Origin of the sequence: Natronorubrum sp. A-ect3, from assembly GCF_041821125.1 — an archaeon.
Lineage (GTDB): Archaea > Halobacteriota > Halobacteria > Halobacteriales > Natrialbaceae > Natronorubrum > Natronorubrum bangense.
In genome coordinates, this window is record NZ_JBGUBB010000007.1 from 1 (window position 1) to 22,483 (window position 22,483).

Sequence of the window (22,483 nt, forward strand, 5' to 3'; positions counted from 1 at the left end):
TTTTACCTATTTTGGGTACTTCCCGACTAGTGTGAAAGCTGAAGCTACAGTGTTAGTCTGATGAGGAAGATCGGTACTTCCAGAACGTCGCTTCGTGAGTTGTGCTGAGTCATGGACGAACGGAGTGAACGTCAGTGTGGTAACTGAGTGAATAGGAAATAGAGTTCCGCGTTGATCGCAAGACGGCAACGTGAATTCCTCGGGCAGGTCGCGCTCACCCCGTAGTAATTAGCGAATCTTATTGAGGAATCAACTGAGGTGATTGTCAAGCCATGATGCAACGAAACTCAGTTTTACGGTAGTTGGTTGAGTAGTTCGTCAAGGTGTCTCCGGTATTCGTCTTCGCTGTTGACGATTAGCGGCGAAGACTCCCACTTGAGACTTTTCCAGACAGGTTCGACTGGGTTGAGATGAATCTAGAGTTCGTGAGCACGCTTGCGCGTGTACTTGCAGATGTGTGATGATACTATCGGCTGAAAGAATCAGAAGGGTTCTATCAGCGGTTGACGCCGACGCTTGCAGCAGATCTGTGCGACCTCGTCGAGTCCGTGCTCAACGAGCTCGCTGTCCCCCCAAACTTTCTCCAGGAACAAGGAACAACTCGCTACCGCCATCAAACCGGCTGTTGAGGTCTAACTAAAGACCAATGTGATGAGAAGTTATCCAACACGAGCAGAATCACGGCAAGCGGATTCTGCTCGCGGATCTCCTCAAAACACCCGCAGATTCGTACTCCTTGGCTCTGGTGAATCGCATGACTGCGTAGACTTCGACCGTCAGAACTAGGGAGTTGAAGCGGGAAACGGCTGATGCTCTATGTCCAAAATTTCCCGCTTCACTGGGAAGGTAGTGACGTTGGCTAAAAGTGCTGTTGGTGGCCGAGGCGAATCCGCCACCCCGCAGGGTGGCGGCGGATTCGCCGACTACGCCGTCGTTTCGCTGCATTGTCTGCGGATTTACTTGGAGAAGTCCTACCGCGAAGCGCTCAATCTCTTGAGCGAGATGCCACAAATACTGGCGGAGATCGGCCTTGAGAGGGCCGATCTCCCAGATCACTCGACGCTAGTGAAGGCGTTTGACAGGATCAAGATAGCAGTCTGGCGAGTGCTGCCGCGCCTGTCGGCGCAGCTGCACGGGCCATCTGGTCATGCAGCGATGGATGCGACGTTCTTCGACCGAGAGAACGCCAGCAAACACTACTGCCGCCGAACGAATTACCGCCTGAAGACGCTCAAAACCACCGCTCTCATCGATACAGCGTCACAGGCTGTTCTCGACGCTCACTGCACAACCAAGAAACGCCACGACACGCAGATCGGCTGGCAACTCGCCCGCCGCAACGCGGGCGAGTTGCACAGCCTCGCCGCCGACAAAGGCTACGACTGACAACGGTTGCGTGATAAGCTCCGGGAAGAGGACGTAAGGCCGCTGATTAAGCACCGAGAGTTCCGTCCCATCGATCACGCGCATAACGCGCGGATGGATGAGACTCTCTACGGCCAGAGAGCGTTGTCTGAGACCGTCTTCTCGGTGATCAAGCGCACGCTCGGCGATTCCGTGCGTGCGCGAAGCTGGTATCGTGAGTTCCGTGAAATCGTCCTGATGTGTGTCGTCTACAACATCAAGCATGCCGTCAACTAGTGAAATCAAGCGCAGTATGGCGATTCACCACGGCCTACTCATTTATATCGATGATACATCGGTCGGGAAAAACGGCGACACCACCGATTGAGTATCAATTTGCCTTCGATTGAGGAGTTCAGCTGTTTCGCTGATCACTCAGCGGAGCGACGGACGAGAGTGCATGAATGCGTGAGGTCTCTCTCGTGGTCGTCTCCGTCCGAGGCGACGATGTGAGCAGACGCAGACAACAGTAAATCCAGTCACGGCCGAGCCCAGCAGTTCGGTACAAGCAGATGCCGCCGCCGATCAAATTAGCTCCACTCAGAGAATCTGCGCAACATGTCTGTGCCGAACGTTTCAGCTGTCGCTCTGTCCAGCCCATGCTCGTCGATCAACCGCTGGATCGCTGCGAACCGGACCAGTTGTTTGGCGACCGACTCGAAGGAGTCAAAGACACCGTTGACCCACCGGTTTCGAGGCGGTGGGTTGCAACGAACGCTTGAGTGAGCATTTCCACTGACATATGGTGATGGAAGCCGCGCCAGGTCCGCCCTGAAACTCGTCAGCGGCCAGCACCTGCTTGATGTCACGGTGGTACTGTTCTATCGTCCACCAGAGATGTGCCCACTCGACAAGCTCGCTGAGCGATGCGTCGTCGAGTCCCCAGCAGAGCCAGGCTGCCAGTTCGCCCTCGCTGTCGTTGGTTCCCGAGTGATGATCTCGTTGCAGGACCAGCCAGCCCGTTTCTTCGCCAACCCGACCGAAGTACGCGTCCGTACACTCGGACGCACTTCCGGAAGAACAACCCTGTGAGATTGCCGTCCGTACCCCCGCTCTGGGTCACCTCTGTCTATTCTTCCTCTTCGAGTTCATCGGCGATCTCTGCGGCTGTTTCTGTGTCGACATCGTCCGGAACGGTGTGATACTGACGTGGCGGGCCTCGTTTGTCGGTTGGTCCTGGTTCGAGCACCTCCGCTAATTCACCAACGACGTGCAATCCTGTGGTTTCGAGGGCAAGGACGTATGATTCGTCAAGTTCATGAAGTCGTTCTCTGAACGCCGAGCGTCTGCCGAAGTTGGCATCGCCGAGCATACAGGCGTACTCAATGTCGGCGTCGACGGCTTGTTCGACGCGATCAGCCGCGATATTGTATTTGGGTTGGTGACCGATGGTTGGTGAAATAAAGGCGTCTGCTTACTGCTGAGTGTACTGTTCACGTTCGTGTTGGGAGTCGTAGACTGATTCGTCCTCGCCAGTCCACCCTTTGGGAGATAGAGCTGAGAGCCAAGCGGTCGGTGCGTGGTCGGCGTTGCGATCAGCACCTGGCCGGGCGAGCGTACAGTTGATTGAGCGGTGGTGCAGAAGTCTTCACAAGGAGGTGGTAGGACGAGTTTGATGTGTCCAGCAGCAAAGCCGTCCTACCGGGTAACGATACGGCCGCACAGGTTTTCAAAGCTCTGGAGACAGAGACAACGGCACTTCTTGAACCGCTTGATCTCTCGTTTCTCACAGACTATCCCGTGTTCGCCCCCTCGAATCGGGGGCGAACACGGGTACACGAGCCCCCAGAATTACTGAAAGGCGTCCTCCATTGCTTCTACCGCGACATCTACGGACTCCGGCCAATGGAGCGAGAGCTACGGAACGAAGATGTCTGGCGACAATGTAGATTCGAGCGACCGCCGTCTCGGCGGACGCTCGATCGGTTCATCACTGACTTTGCAGTCGTTGCAGAAGAGGTGTTCATCGAGTTAGTTCACGAGCTTGCCGAGCCAGTCCCGCTCGGCAAGCTCTTCCGAATCGATGGAACTGATATCCCGGTTAGTCAGCGTGATGAAGACGCTCAGTGGAACTACGATCACACTGACGATGACTTCTATTACGGCTATGGATGCTGTGTAGTGACCGCAGCAAACAACATTCCGATTGCAGCAGCGTTCACGTCCGGGAAGAAGGTTGACCAGGAGACGGCGATGCGCGTCACGCGTGACGCGCTCGCCGTTGAAACTCCACGATGGATGGTTGGTGACTCCGAGTTTGACATGCTGAACTGGCACGACCACCTGCTGGAGCAGGCGGTCGTGCCAGTTGCACCATACAATCCACGGAATACTGACGATCCGCTAGATATCGAATAGCGGGTTGAAGACCGAATCAAAGAGCATAGCGAGACAGTCCGTCTTTGGCAGCGTCAGCTCGACGAAACGTATTCACAGCGATCGCGTGTTGAAACGGCGATCGGCGTCTGCAAGGTCCTCGGCCTCGGATCTCCACGAGTCCGAGGCCGAGTCAGAGTCAAATCGCACGTCTTCCTCACTCTTTGCCTCCGGGTTGCCGTTGCGCTCGCTAACCACCATCGAGGAAACGATGTCGCTAGCTCAACGATCACGCTATGAGAACTGTTCTGCACCACCGCCGATCATGACTTAGTAGTTGTCGACGGAGGCGGCGCCACACCACTGGGAGCTGATACCAACGCTGTGATCGCCCTTTTTCGAAGACCCACGCCATCAACGATGATCGCTGCGTCGGGTCCTTGTGCCGAGTCGGGAACAGTGGTCCGTAGCTAGTCGTAGATCACCGAGGACTCCCAGGTACTCTCTCGAATGAACCGTTCGAATCGTTCCTGCTGGACACCGACACCAGAAGCCAATACTGTGATGTACTTGCGCCTGCCAGGACGAAGCAGCGCTCTAAAGTACTGATCAGCGTGATCCAGATCCGTTCCCAGTTCGGTCACGTGGGCCCGTCTGATCGGGTTGTAAACGCTGACTTGAACCTCGTGAGAAATCGGCGAGCGGGGACGTTGTTGTGAGCAAGCACGGTCAGCATGATGATCAACAGTCGTGAAGACCATCCGGGAGATAGCTCCTCTCAGCCTACGCCTGATTATCCTCGGAAGCAGTGTGGAACACCACCAAGCTTTTGCACTATGAGTTGCTGGCGGAAGTGCGTACCGTCCTCGGTGCGGATCGCGGAATCTTTAATTACGGCAATCTGCCAGCCCCCAGCGATACACTTGGTTCACCATTGAGTGACCCTTCATGAGACTGCTACGAAGTCGGTCTGGCGGCAGGTCGCTATTCAACTACGCCCTATATACAAACCCTCTTGCGCATGTTACTCAAACAGTAGATTTTTACTCTATGAATTTAATGCTATCCATAGGACTTGAGATTGGGTTAACAAAATGATGTGTAATGGGTGCAAAAATGCCGTACATTCGGTGTACTGGGCAGTATCTAGTGATATAAATAAGAGAATAAAGAAGCGACAATTAGAAAATTGTCGAACAAACCCCCCTTTATTCCAGGAAGCGTATATAGATCCTAGCAAAATAAAAGAATTTACCAGGCGGCCTGTTCCCTTTTGGAGGAGAAAATGGAGTGACTATGGGAATATTCGCAAGGGGGAGTGGGATGTACGTTCATGCCACGCCTATAAACCAAATTATGAGAGCAAAGAATGGCATGAAACCCGCCGCCCCTCAGTTAATTATAACCAATCAGTATTCCACCAATCAATGATAGATCGGTACAAGAGAGGGAAAAGTTGGGAAGAAACTGAACATTTCAAATTGTCATTAAATCGGGTGAATGAAGGTCACTATACGTGGGATGGGTGTTCAAATAAGGAGGATTTATTAGGAAAGGGGGAAAAAGTAGATAGACTATTCCATGAAATAAAAAATAATGGGTATAAACCACAAAAGCAGATCAGGAATAGGTTTAGAAAAGCAATAATTAATGAAGTTATGATTGATCTTGGGAGGGAAAATAAACCTCTATTTGTAGATGGTAGACATAGATTATCTATAGCAAAAATACTAGAGATCGATAAAATACCAGTACAAATTTGTGTAAAACATGAACTATGCCCGTCCATAGAATGTGGATTGCATTTAAGCTAATACAACAACATATAATGCATTCCATTGTTCCAGGCCAGAAGCACTTTTTCCGATGTTTTAACAGACTTCATTAGAATTATGAGTATTGTAAATAAAAGCAAGCATAAGATATCAAGTGTGAATTCAGCATTATTTGCGTATTTCTTGGCTCTATTAGTGCCTCTTGGTCTTATGACATCTTATTTGATCGGTGGGAGGGGGATGGTCATAACTTCATTCATCACAATTGGCTTGCCAATTCTTATTTCCGCAGCATTCATACATGCTTTGGGCGCGAAAACAAAACAGCTTGATCTAGAGGGTTATATGTATTCGTTTAACCAATCTCGCATAGCAAAAATTTATAGCATTGTTTTGATCTTTTCTATACTCTCTTTGTTTAATCAACCATACCGTCCATGGTATTTCTTTATAGGAGTGTCTATTTGCTTTACAATCATATTTGTTAATTCAATATTTGCCAAAGATCCGAACTATGCACTTATTCTTTTGAAAATAGCTCTCCTTTCACTAGTTATATCCTATTCAGTTGGGTTAAAATACAATTTTTACTTTGCTGGAACAAGCTTTTTTGGCCACTATGAATATGCATCAATCATTGAAGAAAGTGGTTATGTAGCACCAATGGATATTGCTGGTCAATATAATCAATTTCCTCTTTATCATATATTTATTTCAATGGTGTCTATTCTGACAAGCAATGGCATTGTTCTGTCAACTGCGACAGCTACACCTTTCGCCCTTATCGGAACAATGCCTTTGTTATACTACATTTCTAAAGAGATAACTAGAAGCAACCGAATAGCGATAGGATCTTGTTTGATGTATTCAACTTTTCCCCTATACATTTATTATAGCAGTTACGTCATTACAAGAACATTCGCATATATGGGCTTCTTTATTCTCGTATATTTGATATTCAGACATAAAGTATTAGATACTCAATCGAAAATAATATTATCTTGCGTCTTTATTTTATTCATATTGACGACACATAGTGTATCGATTTTACAGATAATGGTTGTGCTCTTTCTTTTATCTGCACCGTATTTACTATTCAGCCTTAACTATAATCTCAAGCGCCATATAGGACATATCGTATTAATTACAATTATATCAGCAGCTGTTTATTGGTTATACGTATCTGTTGATTTCACTCAATTTATAATGTCAGCATATCTGGATCCAGAAAGATATGCTGCCGATCGTTACTCTGGTGGTAGTAGCACGGATTCTAGTGAATCAAATTTAGACCATATAACAAGATACATATATGTATACACGCTTGTAGTTACTCTCTTTCTTGGAATAGACTATTCAATAGACAATTATGATAATGATTTACTATTCCCGCTAGGGTTTTTTATTATATTAATAACACCTCTTATTATTCCTAGTCCAATTCATGTCATAGACCAGTTGGCATGGACTCTAAGATTTGACAGATTCATGCTTTTAGTGAGTCCATTTGTATTCATATTCTGTTCTATTGGATTATTCAGAATTATAGAATATAGAGATGACATAAATTATTATCATATTGTAGTTGTTCCTGTCCTATTTCTCATCATCTTCTCTGCAATGACTACCCCCACATATGGCAGTGCGTCAGACGATTCACTTGATCTGGAATGGACTGGTCCGCAAAAGCACTTTACTGAAGCAGAAATGAATGGGCTAGAGTATATGGAAGATCACTATTCAGAGGAACCTATTATTGAATCTGATTCGTATGTCACACGTTATTTTGATAGGCATGTTTCTATAGACAACAATAGATATTACTTGCCCTTTGAAACAGTTGTAATTGATAACCCTGAAAGTAGTATTGAACATACTTATAGAGTTAGTAGAATAGATGCGATACATGATAGTGGTGTGCCAGTTGGATCGCGAGGATCGCAAGCAACATATATCAGCTCCAAACAGGGTTATAAAAAATCTTCTGGGTATTGGACAAATGAGAGTGTATCCATCTACAATAATGCAAACATCATTGTGGAAAAAGCTAGTTAGTATGTGACGCATTGGTCTTTAGTTAGGCCTCGACGGTAGTGCAGTCTTGTGCCGCTTGATCTCTCGTTTCTTTCAGACTATCCCGTGTTCGACCCCAATTTGAGGGGACGAGCACGGGTATACGAACCCCCAGAATTACTGAAAGGCACCCTTCATTGATTCTACCGTGACATCTACCGACTTCGGCCAATGGACGAGAGCTACGGAACGAAGATGTCTGGCGAAAGTATGGATTCGAGCGACTGCGGTCTCAGCGGACGCTTGATCGGTTCATCACTGACTTTGCAGTCGTTGTAGAAGAAGTGTTCATCGAGTTAGTCCACGAGCTTACCGAGCAAGTTCTGCTAAAGAAATGACGGGAAATATAGGAAAGTCATACGGGAAGTAAATTCATTCTATCTTTTATTCGACGATATCTACGTGAGTGGGCAGCGCTGCCGCTCGGCAAGAGCGGCTAGCGCTGGCCGAGAATCCTTAGCCCGTCTCTCGATCTCGCCACGAAAGGTACCGCTGTTTCGACTCGGTAAACAGCGGCTGAAGCTGTTCCATCGACACGGCTGGTAAGAGTTCACGCGCAAGCGAAAGCGGCCGTTCACGAGAGATGAGACCTTGTTTGACCGTGCGCAGACGCATCTGTTGTTGCAGGAATGCTCGTGCGTGCTCACCTGAGCGAAACCGACGCTTGATCTGCGTCGGTTTCGTATGGCCGTAGTATCGCTCCAGGTTGTTTGTCGTGCTCGGAATCGCTTCATGCCGAAGGTGTCCGAGGAACGTATCGAACTCCTCTATCACCTCTTTGACGGCTGTTCGCAACTCCTTTTGCAGCTCTGCTCGATTTTATCGAGCACTGCCTCAAATCGACGGATAGTGGCTTCATACGAGTGTGCAGCAAACACTCATTTGAACTCACTCCAGACAATTGCCCCCTGGAGACGTTCTGTGTTACTGTAATGAACACTCTCGAGAACGGTGTTACGAAGCTTCTTCTCACCGTTCTTGATGAAGTGAAAGTTACAGCGGTGGTGGACAGCGTCGAAATCATCCTCGATGATCTCTGGGTAGTCTGATCGACCGTCGGTTGTGATGACAGAGACCGGTTTCTCGGCAAGGACAGTCGTGAGAAACTCACGAACTGCCGCCTTGGTGCACCGGTCGACGATGGTCTCGGCGACCGGTGCACGGGTAGTTTGTCGTAGACGGTGAGTCGATACGCACGGTTGCCGTCGATCGTGAGGTACTGTTCGTCGTAGGTGTAGACGCCGGAGTAGACGGGAGATCGTTTTCGACGATCTCCGCCGTCTGCTCAGTACACCAGTTGTGGATCTGTTGATCGGAAGGGCGGACGTTGTAGTGGATGGTGAGGAGATCTTGCCGATTTTCGAGCGAAGAGTCGGTGAGGAGATCAACTGCGGTCGCAAGTTGCGTGACTGCTCGTGGATAGTGATGATCATCCTCAACCGATGGGTGTGTTGGTGAGAACGAGCAACAGCTCGCGCAGATGTATTGCTGCACCCGCACGGGCTGGCAGCCGTGCGGGTGCCGCGTGTATTCACCGTTTTTAGACACTGGACCACCGCAGTCAGGACACTCCGGTTGAGACAGACGCAGAACCGGTAATTCTTCATTCGTCGAGACAATAGTTCCAACCGGTGCGGTGTTGGTCATGGACACATCAACCTACCGCACCATCTTTCTAACAAACTCGACAAGTTGTTATGATCTGATAGAGAACGATCGTCCTGTTGTCGCTATCTTTCAACAATCACTCACAAACTGGTGAGTCGGTTTCACACTTCGCTTGGAAGTACGTGGCGACCCTCATACTCTTCAGAAAGCAACTTATGGAGGCGGAGAACAGTTGCATCTGCGATCATCACGTCTCTGAATCAGTTGACTCCTCTAAGACAGTGTGGGAACAGCGACCTCGTCGAGTACGGGCTCGACGAGGTCGCGCAGATCTGCTGCAAGCGTCGGCGCCAACTGCTGATAGAAGCTTCTTGGTGAGAGCGACTTGTCTGCAGTGGAGTTGTAGCTTCGTCTGAAGTTGGCGAGCGTTCGGCTTGCGCCGCCGGCAAAGCCGAACGCAAATGACCAGACAAGCGGTGGAATCTGCAGCTTCTGATCGCGCTCGACCACGCCGACAGTATCGGCGGAGTCTTCGAGCGTCTCAGATGGAAGGAAGTTAGTGAGACAGCGTTCTACTTCACATGATGAGGGTTCAGAGTGCATATCTAACACCTCCTCATTCCTCCCGAAAAGAACTCTCGATACGCCGCCGCTATCGTGCGGTTTCGAGCCTAACTAAAGACGGATGGTATGTGACAGAAACTGTCTCAGAAGACAAGAAATATTAAATACACTGGTTGTGTAGTGGATTCCAATATGAGGGACAAAATAACTTTTATTCTTAACTCTTTTAACGATCGAGGTGTACTCTCAACACTCCTCTCATCAAAGGATTACCTGTGGGAATATCATATATTACGAAGAGTCCAAGATAAACACCACCAAATCAAATATGACGTTGCTGCTCCTAAACCGGATCAGTTATTATTAGTAAATTTAAATAATATAAACTATAAAATAAGGCCAAATTTCTATTCGAAGTTAAGTCCCTATCGAACATACATATTGGCCGGAGAATGGGACAAAAAATCAACTGATAATGAACATGTGCTTGAAGAACTTGATCAGTATTGGAGATATCATTCGCTAAAAAATCATTTTGAAGACGGGGTTCCATGGGAGGATACAGAGATCTATGAAAAAATGTTAGAAGTGTCTAGGTGGAAGGGGTCAAAAAAACAAGTTCAGGGCAGATTATGTTATTTAGATAAACTATATAATAGTATGAAGGAAAAAGGATATAAAACTCAGAGAGAGCTACTAATGGAGGATGAGAATGTCCCAAAGAAAGTTCGTTATCCACAACCAGAATATCATGAAGTTGCCATAAACATTGGTCGAAATGGTGAGTTAATCCTAGATGAAGGAAGACATCGAGTCTCGATCGCGAAGATTCTTGGAATAGAAAAAATACCTGTTAGAGTATTAGTAAGGCATAAGAAATGGCAAGAAACCAAATATAACGTATATACACAAATGCATTCCTCCCCAAAAAGCCTAAAAGAAAGATATAAGAACCATCCAGATATAAATTTGAATAGAACGCATGATAGAGATTTGCGTAAAGATAGTAGTTAAGAAAAAGCACAACTACTATATTAATAAATGACTATCTATTACCTCTCTACTGCTGATCTTCCTAGTAAAAGAGCTCACTCAATCCAGCAGATGAAAATGTGTGACTCTTTTGTTGAGTCAGGCGAAGAATTAGAATTTATTTGTCCTTCATACACACTCTACAAGGAAAACCATACTTCGTGGAGCCATATATCTGGGTTTTATGATGTCAAAAATGAATTTAATATATCTAAAGTACGATCATTTAAACCAGGAGGCTCTCTGCCAGCTCGGATTTTTAAAAAAGGAGTACAATCAGGTATGATTAACTTAAGGTTATTGTATTATTTATTATCAAAAGAAATCGATAATACTGATGTGATTTATAGCCGATCTTTTTATTCAACTATTCTACTATCAAATTGGTTCAATATATTGCCAGATAGTATTTCACCAAAAATAATTTACGAACATCACAATCCATACTCTCAAAAGCTAGAGAAACATTTGTGTGAGAACGTTGACGGTGTGGTGTTTATAACTGAAAAGTTGAAGAATGTTACAAAGAAAAACACCGGTATAGATGATGGAAAGTGTTTTGTGGCGCCAGATGGAGTTGACCTGAGACCATACCAGAGAGCTAATACCAGGAGTAGGAATTCTTTAAGAAAAGAGTTAGATTTACCTCTGTCTTCTAAGATAGTGGCATATACTGGACACCTCTATCCACGAAAGGGGCCCCAGATCCTTACAAGAGCAGCCGTGGATATTGATGCTGAAGTTTATATTATTGGCGGCTATAAAGAGGATTTAACACGTTTGAAATCAAATTCCCCAAATTGTGACAATATAAATTATACAGGGTTTGTTGAACCAAATAAGGTGCACAAATATCAACTAGCTAGTGATGTGCTAATTGCACCCTATACAACAGATGCTTGGATGCCATCCCCTCTAAAACTATTTGAATATATGGCTGCTGGAAAACCAATTGTTGCTTCAGGAATAGATGTTATTAAAGAGGTACTAGATCACCGAAATAATGCTCTGCTTGTTGATCCGGAGGACTCTTCTCAGCTGGCAAACGCTATTCAACAAGTACTATCAAATGAAGAGCTATCAAAAGCAATATCAAAAAATGCAAAAAAGAACGTCCAGCAGTATAGCTGGGACAATAGGGCAAATAATATACTTAATTTTATTTCAAATATTTAATATACTTTAGAAAGAGCCATATTTAGAAACTATGAGGAGAGATTAAGAGATATGAGACTTGGTCAAACATCCATAGTATACTTCATCTCTAAGGTAATCGGATCAATTTTAGGATTTATTGCAACAATATACATTGCTAGGGTAGCTGGCGAAGTTGTTTTAGGGCAATACTCATTAGTTTTAGCATTAGTCACCTGGTTAGGAATTGGAGGGAAGGTTGGATTCTCTCAAGCAATTACAAAAAGGATCAGTGAGGGGAATGAACCTGAAAAATTCGCAGGTGCGGGTTTGTTAATTATGTGTGTTATGATTTCTTCAATGTCTCTTCTAGTTTATGTATTCCGCGACTATATAAACCAATATATTGGAGTTCCGGTCTCTGATTTCGTTATATTACTTTTATTTGTTACACTATTCAAATCATTTATAAACGCTAACTTGCAAGGATCACATCTTGTCCATGTATATGCGATATTGTCGACTGGGAAACAAATAATAAGGGCTGTCATTCAAATCCTATTAGTCGGTCTTGGGTTTGGACTCACCGGAATGCTACTTGGTTATGCCACTGGGTACATTCTAACCTCATTAGTCGGTTTATTTATTCTTGGAGTTTCTATATCTATACCTAAAAGAAAGCATTTATTGAGTTTGTTTAACTATGCGAAGTATGCTTGGATGGGAAGTATACGAGGTAGAACGTTTAACACTTTAGATATAGCTATCTTGGGGCTCTTTGTTCCGGCAGGAACAGTTGGCATATATTCTGTAGCATGGTCAATCGGAACATTCCTAAATATATTTGGTGAGGCAATTAGTAAAACATTATTCCCCGAAATAAGTAAAAATTCGTCTCAAGATGATCAAAGGTCGGTGGCTAAATTATCAGAAGCTTCTTTAGCATATGGTGGATTAATATTAATACCAGGGGTAATAGGATCGGTTGTAATCGGGGACTTAATACTCTTGATGTTTGGAGACAATTTTGTGTCTGGATTTGAAGTCTTAACTATTCTTGTGTTAGCTTTGCTCATATACACCTATAACAAACAGCTTGTGAACTCACTGAATGCAGTTGACCACCCTGATCTGGCATTTCGCGCTAATTGTATATTCATAATATCAAGTGTATTTTTTAATTTGGTAATGATTTCAACTTTAGGTTGGATTGGTGCTGCGGTTGCTACTCTTCTTTCTGCAGGAATAGGGCTTCTCGTTTCATATTATTACCTGAATTCCATTATTAATATCGAGATTCCGTCATCGGAAATTTTCAGACAACTATTAGCAGCTATGACCATGGGGATAGTTGTATATTTAGTACGTATGATTAGTGAGACCACTCTTGTTGGGAATTATAATCTTATGTTGGTTTTGTTACTTGGAGGAACTGGAGCAATAGTCTACTTTTCCTTACTTATTGGGATATCAAACCGCTTTCGAACAACAGTCTTTTCCAACATTCCAAATATATAAAACTATGTCTATAATACACGACGGACTCCGACGGCGAGTTCGACTTGGCGATGTCCGTTGTCAATCTCAAGCCCGAATACACGAACGACAGTCCCGACAACGGAGCGAGGAAACCTCATAGACGAACGAAGTCAGCAGGACGACCAAGCTACCCGACATTGAGATCGCCGATAGAGGACCCTCTTACAACGGCACAATTGGGCACAAAGAGTCGTGTCTTGTCCATGAGCTGCGACAGTTCGTCCGGTCGGACGAGTGGATCGCAGTCCTCCCATGCACCGGGAAGATCAAAGAACTCCAGAGCTATCCCCGGACAGCATCCGTGTTCGGTTAAGATGCGAAATCGACAGACATCAGCGTCTTAATGAGCTTATCTTCAGAAACCGCGTAGAGAGGGGTTGTGATACCTGAACTCTCGCCAATACTTATACAACGCCGGTTGACTTCCCTCTTTCCCGCAAACCTCATCGAAGGCATCGGACGATCGACATCACGATGCTCGTCTGGTCGCTCATTTTGGGCTTCGCTGTGGACGGCGAAACCCGTTCTATTGCCGCGTTTCAGCGGGCCTACTAGACTGCGACTAACCAAACCGTGGCTCGCTCCAGTTTCTACGAGCGGTTTACGCCGGAGCTTCGTGACCTCCTGGACGACCTCCTCGCGCACGCGCTCGAGGAGGTCGCGGTTCTGCACACCATCGCACCGCAACTCACCCAGTTCCGCGATACGATGATCGCCGATGCAACCGTGTTCAGGTTGCATCGGCTCCTTACAGCGTTTCCAGCGACCACAAAACCACCGAACAGCAGTTGAATGTGGCAGAGTATACAGCCAGCAGGCGGGAGACATCTTTTGCGGTAGCTGTAGCTGTGCGGCGAGGTACTCACCAACCGTGGCAGTTTCACTCTTTAGGCACTCACCTCAGGTGGATCGAACGGTTCGTTTTGCTTCAGCATTTGGAAGACTGATACCAGCTCTTCCGAGGTGTGGCTACGATCGCAATTTGATCGTTCTTCCTCCGCTTCAATCACGTATAGAAATTCCCGAAGTAATCATCACACTGGACTGCTATTCGTGCGCGTGCATCAGGGCCCAGCGCAACGCGCCTGGACCCTTTTGCTGATGCTTCCATGAATCTCCGTTTCACCCGACTGATGCACTACTGGATCTAATCCAGCGTAACTCACCACCTCCTTGTGGGTGTCGAATCGCTCAATCTCACCTAACTCCGCCACGATCACTGCGGCTTTGGTCTGTCCAACGCCCGGAATCGTCAGCAGTAGTTGTGCTGCTGGCGATTCCAACACTCGATCTTCGATCCTCCCTTCCAGCACCTCAACCTGCTTATCCAACTCGTCGATCACAGCCAAATGGGCTTCAATAATCGTTCGATCAGGACCGATTAAAGAGAGTTTCGCCAGGAACTCTCGTCCCGTCGGACCGAATAGCTCGCTATCGTAGGTGTTATTGGTGTGTTTGAGAACGTCCCTGACACGGTTTTTCTCTGCTGTCCGTTCTTCGACGATGCGACTTACGTGTGCGGACGAGATCCCGAAATTCGCGGATCTCGTCCTCGGGCACGTAACTCTCGGCTACCATTCCCGCATGAAGCAGGTGAGCAAGACGCTTTGCATCTAGACGGTCCGTTTTAGCTGGAGTCTCGGCAATAAGCCGGTTTTTCTCCGGGTTCGCTACGGTAATGTCAAGATGCCCGTCAAGCAACTCATAAGCGGCACGGTAGTTATTCGAAGCTTCGATGACTGCTTCTCTCCCAGCGTATTTCGGCCAAGTCGTCAAGTCGGTTGGTTGGTAAGCGAATCTTCGTCTCCAAGTTGCCGTCGTCATCCACGACGGCAACTTGTGCTTCGTGGTCGTGGAGGTTAATTCCTAAGAACATAAGTAACGTTTCCGCTGGGGCTGTGGCATAAACAGGAAAACCTCGTATACGTGTTTGATGACACATGACTTAGACAGTGGCGGCTGTACGATCGTCTCAACCGGCTCAAAGATCACGATCGCGGAAGAGTTCACAGAGACCAAACAGACGTCCCAAGAGACGGCGGTGCACGTCACATGTGGTGCGCACATCGAAACATCGATCTAGACGCTTGGAGACAGCACCTACGACATTCTTGACTGTCACGACCTGTACAATCCGTGCAATAGATTATGGAGTGAGAATGGATTTGTATTTGGGATAAATCTTCTCAAAGCTATAATTTTCCTTTAAAAATTTTCTCCCATTCCAGCCAATTCTCTTTCGCTTATCAGGATTAATGTACAGATCCTCTGCGATCTCCTTAAGGTTTTGAAGATCTCCTGCTTTGTATCCAATATTCTCGGTGGAAAGGATCTCATCTATATCAAATGTTAATGATATAACCGGTGTGGCATAACTCCAAGACTCTAAAAAGGTATTCGGAAACCCCTCATATTTTGAGGTATTAACCAGCCCAATAGCTTTATTATAATATCTTCCAATTTCATCAGGTTCAACAAACCCTTCAAATTCTAAGTTAGGAATTTCCTGAGCCCTTTGTTTTGTCTTAGTGTATAACGGATCTCCATTTCCTGGACCAACCATTATGAACTCAACTTTTGGTAATTTCTCAGCTAAATCTAAAAAGTACCAGGGTTGCTTTTGTTCTCTACTAATATCACCCACCCATAAGAAATAATCTCTCTCTTCATGGGACCTAATTCTCTTTCTATTCGGAATAGGATACATATTTGGAATGGTTGTGGACTCAATATTATAATTTATTTTTAGTAGTTCCTTCTGATTATTAGTCTGTGATATAATATTATTTGAAATGTTCAATGAATTGGAATATATATTCTCATAAATTTTATTAATGAATTTATCTGTTGATTTTGAGGCATTAGTGTCATCAGCTAAAGAATATATGAACTTTTTATTCAGAAAATCACAACAATAGCTAGTCGCTATACACAAATCTGTATTCCCTCGTGTATAGAACAAATCTGCATCTATCTTCCACATATAAAATGCCAAATTTGAAATTAAAAAGGGAATATCTAATTTAGATGAATACTCTGGCAATATTTTATATAACTTTACGTCTTCTTTTATGTCGATCTTTGAATTCTCATGTTTATAAGTTATAGCTGATACTTCATAACCATCTTCAGCTAAATTTTTTGCCAATAAATATTGCTGTCGCTCTGCACCACCCGCTGAATCTCGCGCTTGTGAGTCAAAATAGTTGTCCAAATAAGGAGCAACAAAGCAGATATGTGGATTTTTCATTTTGAACTACCCCTATTCTCTAACGCATCCTGATATACGGATATAATTTCTTCACCCATTGTTTGTAGGCTAAGTTCAGCTGCAAACTCTCTCCCATTAGATTGTTCTTCTGAGACAACGACATCATGTAGACATTTAATCAATTCACTTTTATCATTGCATACAAATGAATTCTCTACACCAGATAGTAACTGAGCAACATCTCCAACATCGGTTGAAACGACCGGAAGATTACACGCCATTGCTTCTTTTACTGTGTTTGGTGATCCTTCATGTTTAGAGGTTAGCAGGAGAGCATCGCTAGCATTCATATAATATACAATCTCTTCATGCGGGACACCAGTAACTACTCGAAGGTTAATTGGTTTATTGATATTATTTTTAACGTTATTGACTATCTGCTTTGCTAGATCATATCGTTTCTCAGTCCTATCTTTATTATATGGAAATAGTATATTGTATTCATTACTGTTCCAGTTCACTCTTTCAAGACATTTAGCTTTAGGTAATGGTCGAAATTCATCTAAGTTAACCCCATGTGGTATTATACTACAGTCAGTCGATAACTGCCTATCCATCTCTCTTGACATTACAATGACCTCATTACATGCTCTAGCACAGTAGTCACATATCCCAGCTGAATATCCATTAAGATATTCACCCATCACATCTGATCCCCAAAATGAAATAACAACCGGTCGAATTGGCTGAAGTAGGCCGAATGGAGCTGCTAAACCAGAATTAACATGCACCAAATCATAATCATTATTGTATATGGAGGAAAGGATTTTCCGGTATAGATTGATGGACATATAGGAATAGTAGCGTGGGTTATAGCCAGGTTCGCCCACAATCTTTTTTATCACTGGGTTAGCGTTATTTGAAAAATTCTCCATCCCTTTATTAGCAGTCACAAGATCACAATCAATTCCATTCTTTTCCAGCGTTTTAATTTGATTCTGTAAAAAGCTTCGATTACTGGTGGTAGAAATCTGTAAAACCTTTATTGGCATACTTGATGACGAATCATTTGGACACATAATTCTTTCCATTTCTATTTGGCTTGTTGAGGTTAAACGATATCATAAAAGGAAAATCTAGAAGGAGAAATAAAGTCATCATTCATGTAATCGTCATTCATATTATTATATACTATTGTTTGGTAATCAACTCTTGCCCACTTCCTTCCAAGAGATTCTTCCGATATCACTAACAAGAGATCGAAACCCCTATTAATTGACCTATCTAGAGCACGGTTAAGCAAAGCTGAACGAATTCTGTTATTGTTATTTTTTGTTTGTATTTCAAGAATACGTCCCTCAACCACGTCGCTTGTTCTTTGTGGCCCTAAAATTGCATACCCAATAATATTATTGTTATTATCATAAGCAAGTATGACATCTGATTTAGGATATTGAATTAGATGGTGTAAATTTCTAGCAGACCGACGAAATACCTCATCCTCGCCAGATATAGATATAATTCTGTCTATTTCCTCGCCCGAAATTTTGTTTTTTACACGTGTTTCTATGTTGGTTAGACCATCATATTTGGGTTTTGTATCATCTAACGTCCCATCTATAGAGACATGTCCATTAATAGCTAGGCTAAAAGACCGAGTAAGAATATTCTTGAGAGTATTACCATCTGTACTTACTTCCTCAACGTAGTCAGCTATAGCTATATCAGAAAGAACGGGACCTATCGATTGATAACCAGATTTATTATTTTTAGCTACCATTTCCTCTACAGTTAGGATACCATCGCTGGTAGTGATATGTAATCTGTGTCCAACAGTCTTTAGGACCGAATCAATTACAGGGGTGTTGTTAGTAATGTAAGAAGCGTATGTTTTAAGCACTGGCTTCGGAGAGATAATCCGTAATTGTAGCGGAAGCGTTTGGTACGACCATCCTCGCTCAAGGTTGGCATCAAACGTGAGGTTCCCCTTTCGATTAAACGCAGCAACGTATTTCGCGTCGCTTTGTTCACTGTACTCTTTCGTGCGCTCGTAGAGTTTTGAGTACAGTCCTCGACCTTGATACTTTGGTGCAACTGCCGTGTCTCCATAGATGTGGATCGGGATTGTCTCCTCGTCAGTGACGAATTCTTTCCGGAATACCCGTCGGAACGCAGCCAGTTCGCCGTCGATGGTGATCGAGAACGAGTGTTTGTCAGGATCATACCTGGGGTACTCATTGTACTTCCACTGGAAAAGTTCCTCGTCGCCCCAGTCCTCGAACGACTCATTCAGAAGGGATAGTACCTGCGATTGCTCGATATCACCGGTTCGAAACTCTCCGCGCATTACTAATCGTCACTCTCGTCAGTAGAATATACCTCTGACGAAGTACGTTCGCTCTTTCGTACAGACGGGTCCTCAGCCGTTTCGTATCCCAGGCCGGGTAACACGCTTGTCTCCACAATATCAGTCATCGTCCCGAACGAATACCCGCGGCCGCGAATCCGCTTGATCGCCTCCGTGAACATCTCAATCGAGTCGTCAAGGTTTCTTTTCATGATCGACCGCTTGGGCTGGTGGAGTTGATTGTGGGAGTCGGTCTGGTAGAAGTCTTGCAGGTGCGTGTTGAACACCAGTGGATCCGGGAGTGGAGCGTACTTGAGATAAGCGAGATAGGGCCGCCCCAGCAGCTTGAGGTAGCTCTGACAGACCGGGACCCGCGTGACGGGCGTCGCCGCAATCGGCACCTCGATGAGCTCTTCAGTTCCCTCGGCGATGTACGGTGCTAGCGGTTTATCGAGGTTGTTGTAGGTACCGGGCCGGTACGAGGGGAAGACACTCGAGTCGAACTCGAACCCCTCCTTTTCAAGGATTTCGAACTCGTGGGGGTCGATGTTCCCCTGTGGGGCGCGATACCCGACTGGCTCGACCCCAAAATGCGATTCGAACGCTGCTTTCCCCTGTTGGATCTCCTCGCGGAAATCGTAGGATTTTGACGTGTCGTGCTGGTAGGAGTGGAGGTGAAACTCACACTCGAGTTCCGTACTCAGCTTGTCGATCACGTCGGGGAAGCGTTCGATCGTCCGGCCGACGACGAAGAACGTGACCGGTACGTCCAGGTTTTTTATCAGTTCTATGTAGTCGTCGATGAACTCGAACGTCAGGTGGTCGTAGCCCTCGACGTCGAAATACCAGTCGTTCTCGAGGTCGAGTGTCACACACGCGAGTTGGCCGTCAGTCACGGACCTGCACCTCCTTGTTCTCGTTTGCCTGCATGTCGAACAACATCGCGAACATCACGAACATGCTCCCGACTGCAAACAGGAGCAGACTCGCCGACCCACGCATAAACAGTGAGTCACCGTACGTGATACTCGTATAGAGCGCCCATAGTCCACCGACGATCCCGAACATCGCTGTTGCCGCACCGAACAGGTAGAACAACGCCAGCGGGTGGAAGTCCAGCGCGAGGTACTTCACCTTCAGTCGCCAGAAGAAGTTCCGGAGCAACATCCCCGAAACCTTCCGAATATACGTCATGTAGTTAATCGAGGACTCCTCGTCGCCGTAGACGGCTGGCATCGCGACATCGGCCACGCGCATCCCCTTGGCGTTGAGTTTCACGAGGATGTCGTTACAGTAGCCGTAGTACTCGTACATGTTCTCGATCCCGACGTTCGCCAGCGCGTAGTGAGAGATCGCCGTATACCCGTTCTGTGGGTCCATCGTCTTCCAGTACCCGCTGGCGATCTTCGTCAGGAACGTTAGAATCGAGTTCCCGAAGAAGCGAAACGCTGGCATCTCCGAACGGAACTCCTTGTACAGTAGCCGGTTGCCCTTCGCGTAGTCGGCCTCGTCCTCAACGATCGGGTCCATCAGTCGCGGCAGTTGCGAGAGGTCCATCTGGCCGTCACCGTCGACGGTCGGCACGATGTCGACTTTGTCCTCGAGCGCAGCCAGATACCCAGTCTTGATCGCACCGCCGGCACCGAGGTTCTCGCGGTGCTGGATTGGCACGACACGGCCAATCGAACCTTCGACAATTGCCCGCTGCTCGAGCATCGTCTGTCCACCATCAGTCATGGCCTTTGCCTTCTCTCTACTGTCGTCGAGTCCACCGGTGTACTCGAGCTCTAACCCATCAGCATCCGCACGAGCAGCCTCGTGGATCTCGTCCCACGTGCCATCTGTCGAGCAGTCGTCGATGAGGTACATCCGGTCGACGTAATCAGGCATCTCCCGGATCACGTCACCGACGAACCCTTCTTCATTGTACGCTGGAATAACAACACCAACGGTATGTTCCCGATACATTACAGTTTCTTGTACGTGAATCCGTTCTTGAGCGCGTCCTCTTCAAACGTTCCATCGACGTCAACCATGACCGGATCCGAACGCATATCGTACGTCAGATCACCGAAGTTGAGCCCGTGGAACTGACTGTGTGGGGTCCCAATGATGAGTCCGTCGAACCCTTCCACATCGAGCTCTTCCTGAACCTCGATCCCAAACTCGTCTCGCATGAGTTCATCATCGGCGTGAGGATCGAACCCAACGACATCGATATCGAACTCGTGTAGCGTGTCGATCACACCGTCGATCGCAGAGGTTCGGATGTCGTCAACGTCAGGCTTGTACGTCAGTCCAAGCACGAGCACGCGACTGTTTCCGAGCACCTTCTCGCTCTCGTTGAGCGCCTTGATCGTCATGTCGGCGACGTGGGTTGGGACGTACTCGTTGACCTCGCGAGCTTTCTGGATCAGTTCCGGCGAAAAGCCCTGCTGTTCGCTCTCGTAGATTAGATAGAACGGATCGACGGGAATACAGTGTCCACCGACGAGCCCAGGACGGTAGTCGTGGAAGTTCCACTTCGTCTCGGCAGCCTCGAGGACAGACTCCGTATCTAACCCGAGGTGGTCGCACGCCACTGCTAACTCATTGACCAGCGCAATATTCAGATCCCGTTGTGTGTTCTCGACACATTTTGCGGCCTCTGCAGTCTCGATCGTCGGTGCACGATGCACACCAGCGTCGACGATCGATTCGTACAAGCCAGCGACGTCAGCAAGCGTCTCTTCAGTCAGCCCACTCACGATTTTCACGACGTTTCGAAGCCCGTGTTCGCTATCACCCGGAACCATTCGCTCGGGCGAGTAGCCAACCCCGAACTCTTCACCAGCGACCAGTCCAGATGCCTCCTCGATCGCTGGGACGAATACTTCGCGTGTTGCACCCGGGTACACTGTCGACTCGAGGACGACAGTCGTCCCCTTTTCGAGATGCTCACCGATCGTCCGTCCAGCGCTCTCGACGAGGCCTAGGTCGGGTTTCTCGAGATCGTCAACTGGTGTCGGAACGGCAACGATGACGTACTCTGCCTGTTCAATCGCAGCTGAATCGGTCGTGAAATCGATCTCACTGGCGGCGATACTGTCGTCCCCGACGTCACCAGTTGGGTCCGTGCCGGACTCGAGCGTATCAACTTTGGTTTGACTGACGTCGTATCCTAAGACATTGTGCCCTTCCTCGTCGAGTTCGTATGCCAGTGGAAGGCCGACATAACCGAGTCCTACGATACAGATCGTCGCTGTGTCTCCCTTCGATTTTGAGTGTGTGTAAACGTTATTGCTCATCTGTAGTGCTGAAATCGCTCTTCCGGAACCGGTTGTAGCTGTCTCTCTATCTGGTAGCTCTTTTAGTGAGCAGACAGCGATCGAAATGAACTGTGGCGTGGATACCGACCTGCACAATCACTAGATCAGCCTCCATAACTGGAGGACTTGAGTCAGCGCATCTTCGTATCCGATCTGCGTTCCAATCATGATA

The 22,483-nt window shown here is 46.6% G+C and carries 14 protein-coding genes and 5 pseudogenes; 8 read left to right on the forward strand and 11 right to left on the reverse strand.

Annotated features, from left to right (window positions below; all coding sequences use genetic code 11):
* Window positions 1-249 precede the first annotated feature (249 nt).
* Window positions 250-464 (reverse strand): annotated as a pseudogene (locus tag ACERJA_RS16545) (IS630 family transposase); the annotation flags it as partial.
* A 352-nt stretch (window positions 465-816) separates the two neighbouring features.
* On the opposite strand from ACERJA_RS16545, the pseudogene ACERJA_RS16550 reads away from it, so the two are divergent.
* A pseudogene (locus tag ACERJA_RS16550) lies at window positions 817-1,641 on the forward strand (IS5 family transposase).
* Window positions 1,642-2,473: 832 nt separating this feature from the next.
* Here the strand turns inward: ACERJA_RS16550 and ACERJA_RS16555 are convergent.
* Window positions 2,474-2,806, reverse strand: a complete 333-nt coding sequence (locus ACERJA_RS16555; RefSeq protein ID WP_373609452.1) for a transposase — start codon at window positions 2,804-2,806, stop codon at window positions 2,474-2,476.
* A gap of 215 nt (window positions 2,807-3,021) precedes the next feature.
* Between ACERJA_RS16555 and ACERJA_RS16560 the strand changes: the two are divergent.
* From ACERJA_RS16560 to ACERJA_RS16570, 3 genes and pseudogenes are all read left to right on the forward strand, one after another.
* Window positions 3,022-4,020 (forward strand): annotated as a pseudogene (locus ACERJA_RS16560) (transposase).
* A gap of 830 nt (window positions 4,021-4,850) precedes the next feature.
* Window positions 4,851-5,534: a hypothetical protein gene (locus ACERJA_RS16565; protein ID WP_373609368.1), complete on the forward strand. Its 684-nt coding sequence runs from the start codon at window positions 4,851-4,853 to the stop codon at window positions 5,532-5,534.
* 78 nt (window positions 5,535-5,612) lie between these two features.
* On the forward strand, window positions 5,613-7,550 hold the full coding sequence (locus ACERJA_RS16570; protein WP_373609369.1) for a hypothetical protein: 1,938 nt from the start codon (window positions 5,613-5,615) through the stop codon (window positions 7,548-7,550).
* A gap of 1,808 nt (window positions 7,551-9,358) precedes the next feature.
* Here ACERJA_RS16570 and ACERJA_RS16575 read toward each other — a convergent pair.
* Window positions 9,359-9,779: pseudogene (locus tag ACERJA_RS16575) on the reverse strand (IS4 family transposase); the annotation flags it as partial.
* Window positions 9,780-9,920: 141 nt separating this feature from the next.
* Here ACERJA_RS16575 and ACERJA_RS16580 point away from each other — a divergent pair.
* From ACERJA_RS16580 to ACERJA_RS16595, 4 genes and pseudogenes are all read left to right on the forward strand, one after another.
* Window positions 9,921-10,754: a hypothetical protein gene (locus ACERJA_RS16580; protein WP_373609370.1), complete on the forward strand. Its 834-nt coding sequence runs from the start codon at window positions 9,921-9,923 to the stop codon at window positions 10,752-10,754.
* A gap of 27 nt (window positions 10,755-10,781) precedes the next feature.
* Window positions 10,782-11,948, forward strand: a complete 1,167-nt coding sequence (locus ACERJA_RS16585) for a glycosyltransferase family 4 protein (RefSeq protein WP_373609371.1) — start codon at window positions 10,782-10,784, stop codon at window positions 11,946-11,948.
* Between the two features lie 51 nt (window positions 11,949-11,999).
* Window positions 12,000-13,424: an oligosaccharide flippase family protein gene (locus tag ACERJA_RS16590; protein WP_373609372.1), complete on the forward strand. Its 1,425-nt coding sequence runs from the start codon at window positions 12,000-12,002 to the stop codon at window positions 13,422-13,424.
* Between the two features lie 400 nt (window positions 13,425-13,824).
* Window positions 13,825-14,213, forward strand: a pseudogene (locus ACERJA_RS16595) (IS4 family transposase); the annotation flags it as partial.
* A gap of 296 nt (window positions 14,214-14,509) precedes the next feature.
* Here the strand turns inward: ACERJA_RS16595 and ACERJA_RS16600 are convergent.
* From ACERJA_RS16600 to ACERJA_RS16635, 8 genes are all read right to left on the reverse strand, one after another.
* A complete protein-coding gene (locus tag ACERJA_RS16600; RefSeq protein WP_373609373.1) occupies window positions 14,510-14,788 on the reverse strand; it encodes a transposase in 279 nt (92 codons plus the stop codon).
* 100 nt (window positions 14,789-14,888) lie between these two features.
* Window positions 14,889-15,269, reverse strand: coding sequence for a transposase (locus ACERJA_RS16605; protein WP_373609374.1), 381 nt, complete (start codon window positions 15,267-15,269; stop codon window positions 14,889-14,891).
* 322 nt (window positions 15,270-15,591) lie between these two features.
* Entirely contained in the window at window positions 15,592-16,695 is a 1,104-nt protein-coding gene (locus ACERJA_RS16610; RefSeq protein ID WP_373609375.1) for a glycosyltransferase family 4 protein, read from the reverse strand.
* Window positions 16,692-17,708: a glycosyltransferase family 4 protein gene (locus tag ACERJA_RS16615; RefSeq protein WP_373609376.1), complete on the reverse strand. Its 1,017-nt coding sequence runs from the start codon at window positions 17,706-17,708 to the stop codon at window positions 16,692-16,694. The genes ACERJA_RS16610 and ACERJA_RS16615 overlap by 4 nt, the downstream gene beginning before the upstream one ends.
* Window positions 17,709-17,767: 59 nt before the next feature.
* Entirely contained in the window at window positions 17,768-19,003 is a 1,236-nt protein-coding gene (locus ACERJA_RS16620) for a GNAT family N-acetyltransferase (protein WP_373609377.1), read from the reverse strand.
* A gap of 2 nt (window positions 19,004-19,005) precedes the next feature.
* The gene (locus tag ACERJA_RS16625; RefSeq protein WP_373609378.1) at window positions 19,006-19,899 is read right to left on the reverse strand and encodes a polysaccharide deacetylase family protein; all 894 of its coding nucleotides are present in this window, start codon (window positions 19,897-19,899) and stop codon (window positions 19,006-19,008) included.
* Window positions 19,892-20,971 (reverse strand): glycosyltransferase family 2 protein, encoded by a 1,080-nt coding sequence (locus ACERJA_RS16630; RefSeq protein WP_373609379.1) that lies wholly within the window; start codon window positions 20,969-20,971, stop codon window positions 19,892-19,894. Before ACERJA_RS16630 ends, ACERJA_RS16625 begins: the two co-directional genes overlap by 8 nt.
* Window positions 20,971-22,290, reverse strand: coding sequence for a nucleotide sugar dehydrogenase (locus tag ACERJA_RS16635; RefSeq protein ID WP_373609380.1), 1,320 nt, complete (start codon window positions 22,288-22,290; stop codon window positions 20,971-20,973). Before ACERJA_RS16635 ends, ACERJA_RS16630 begins: the two co-directional genes overlap by 1 nt.
* Window positions 22,291-22,483: the final 193 nt, after the last annotated feature.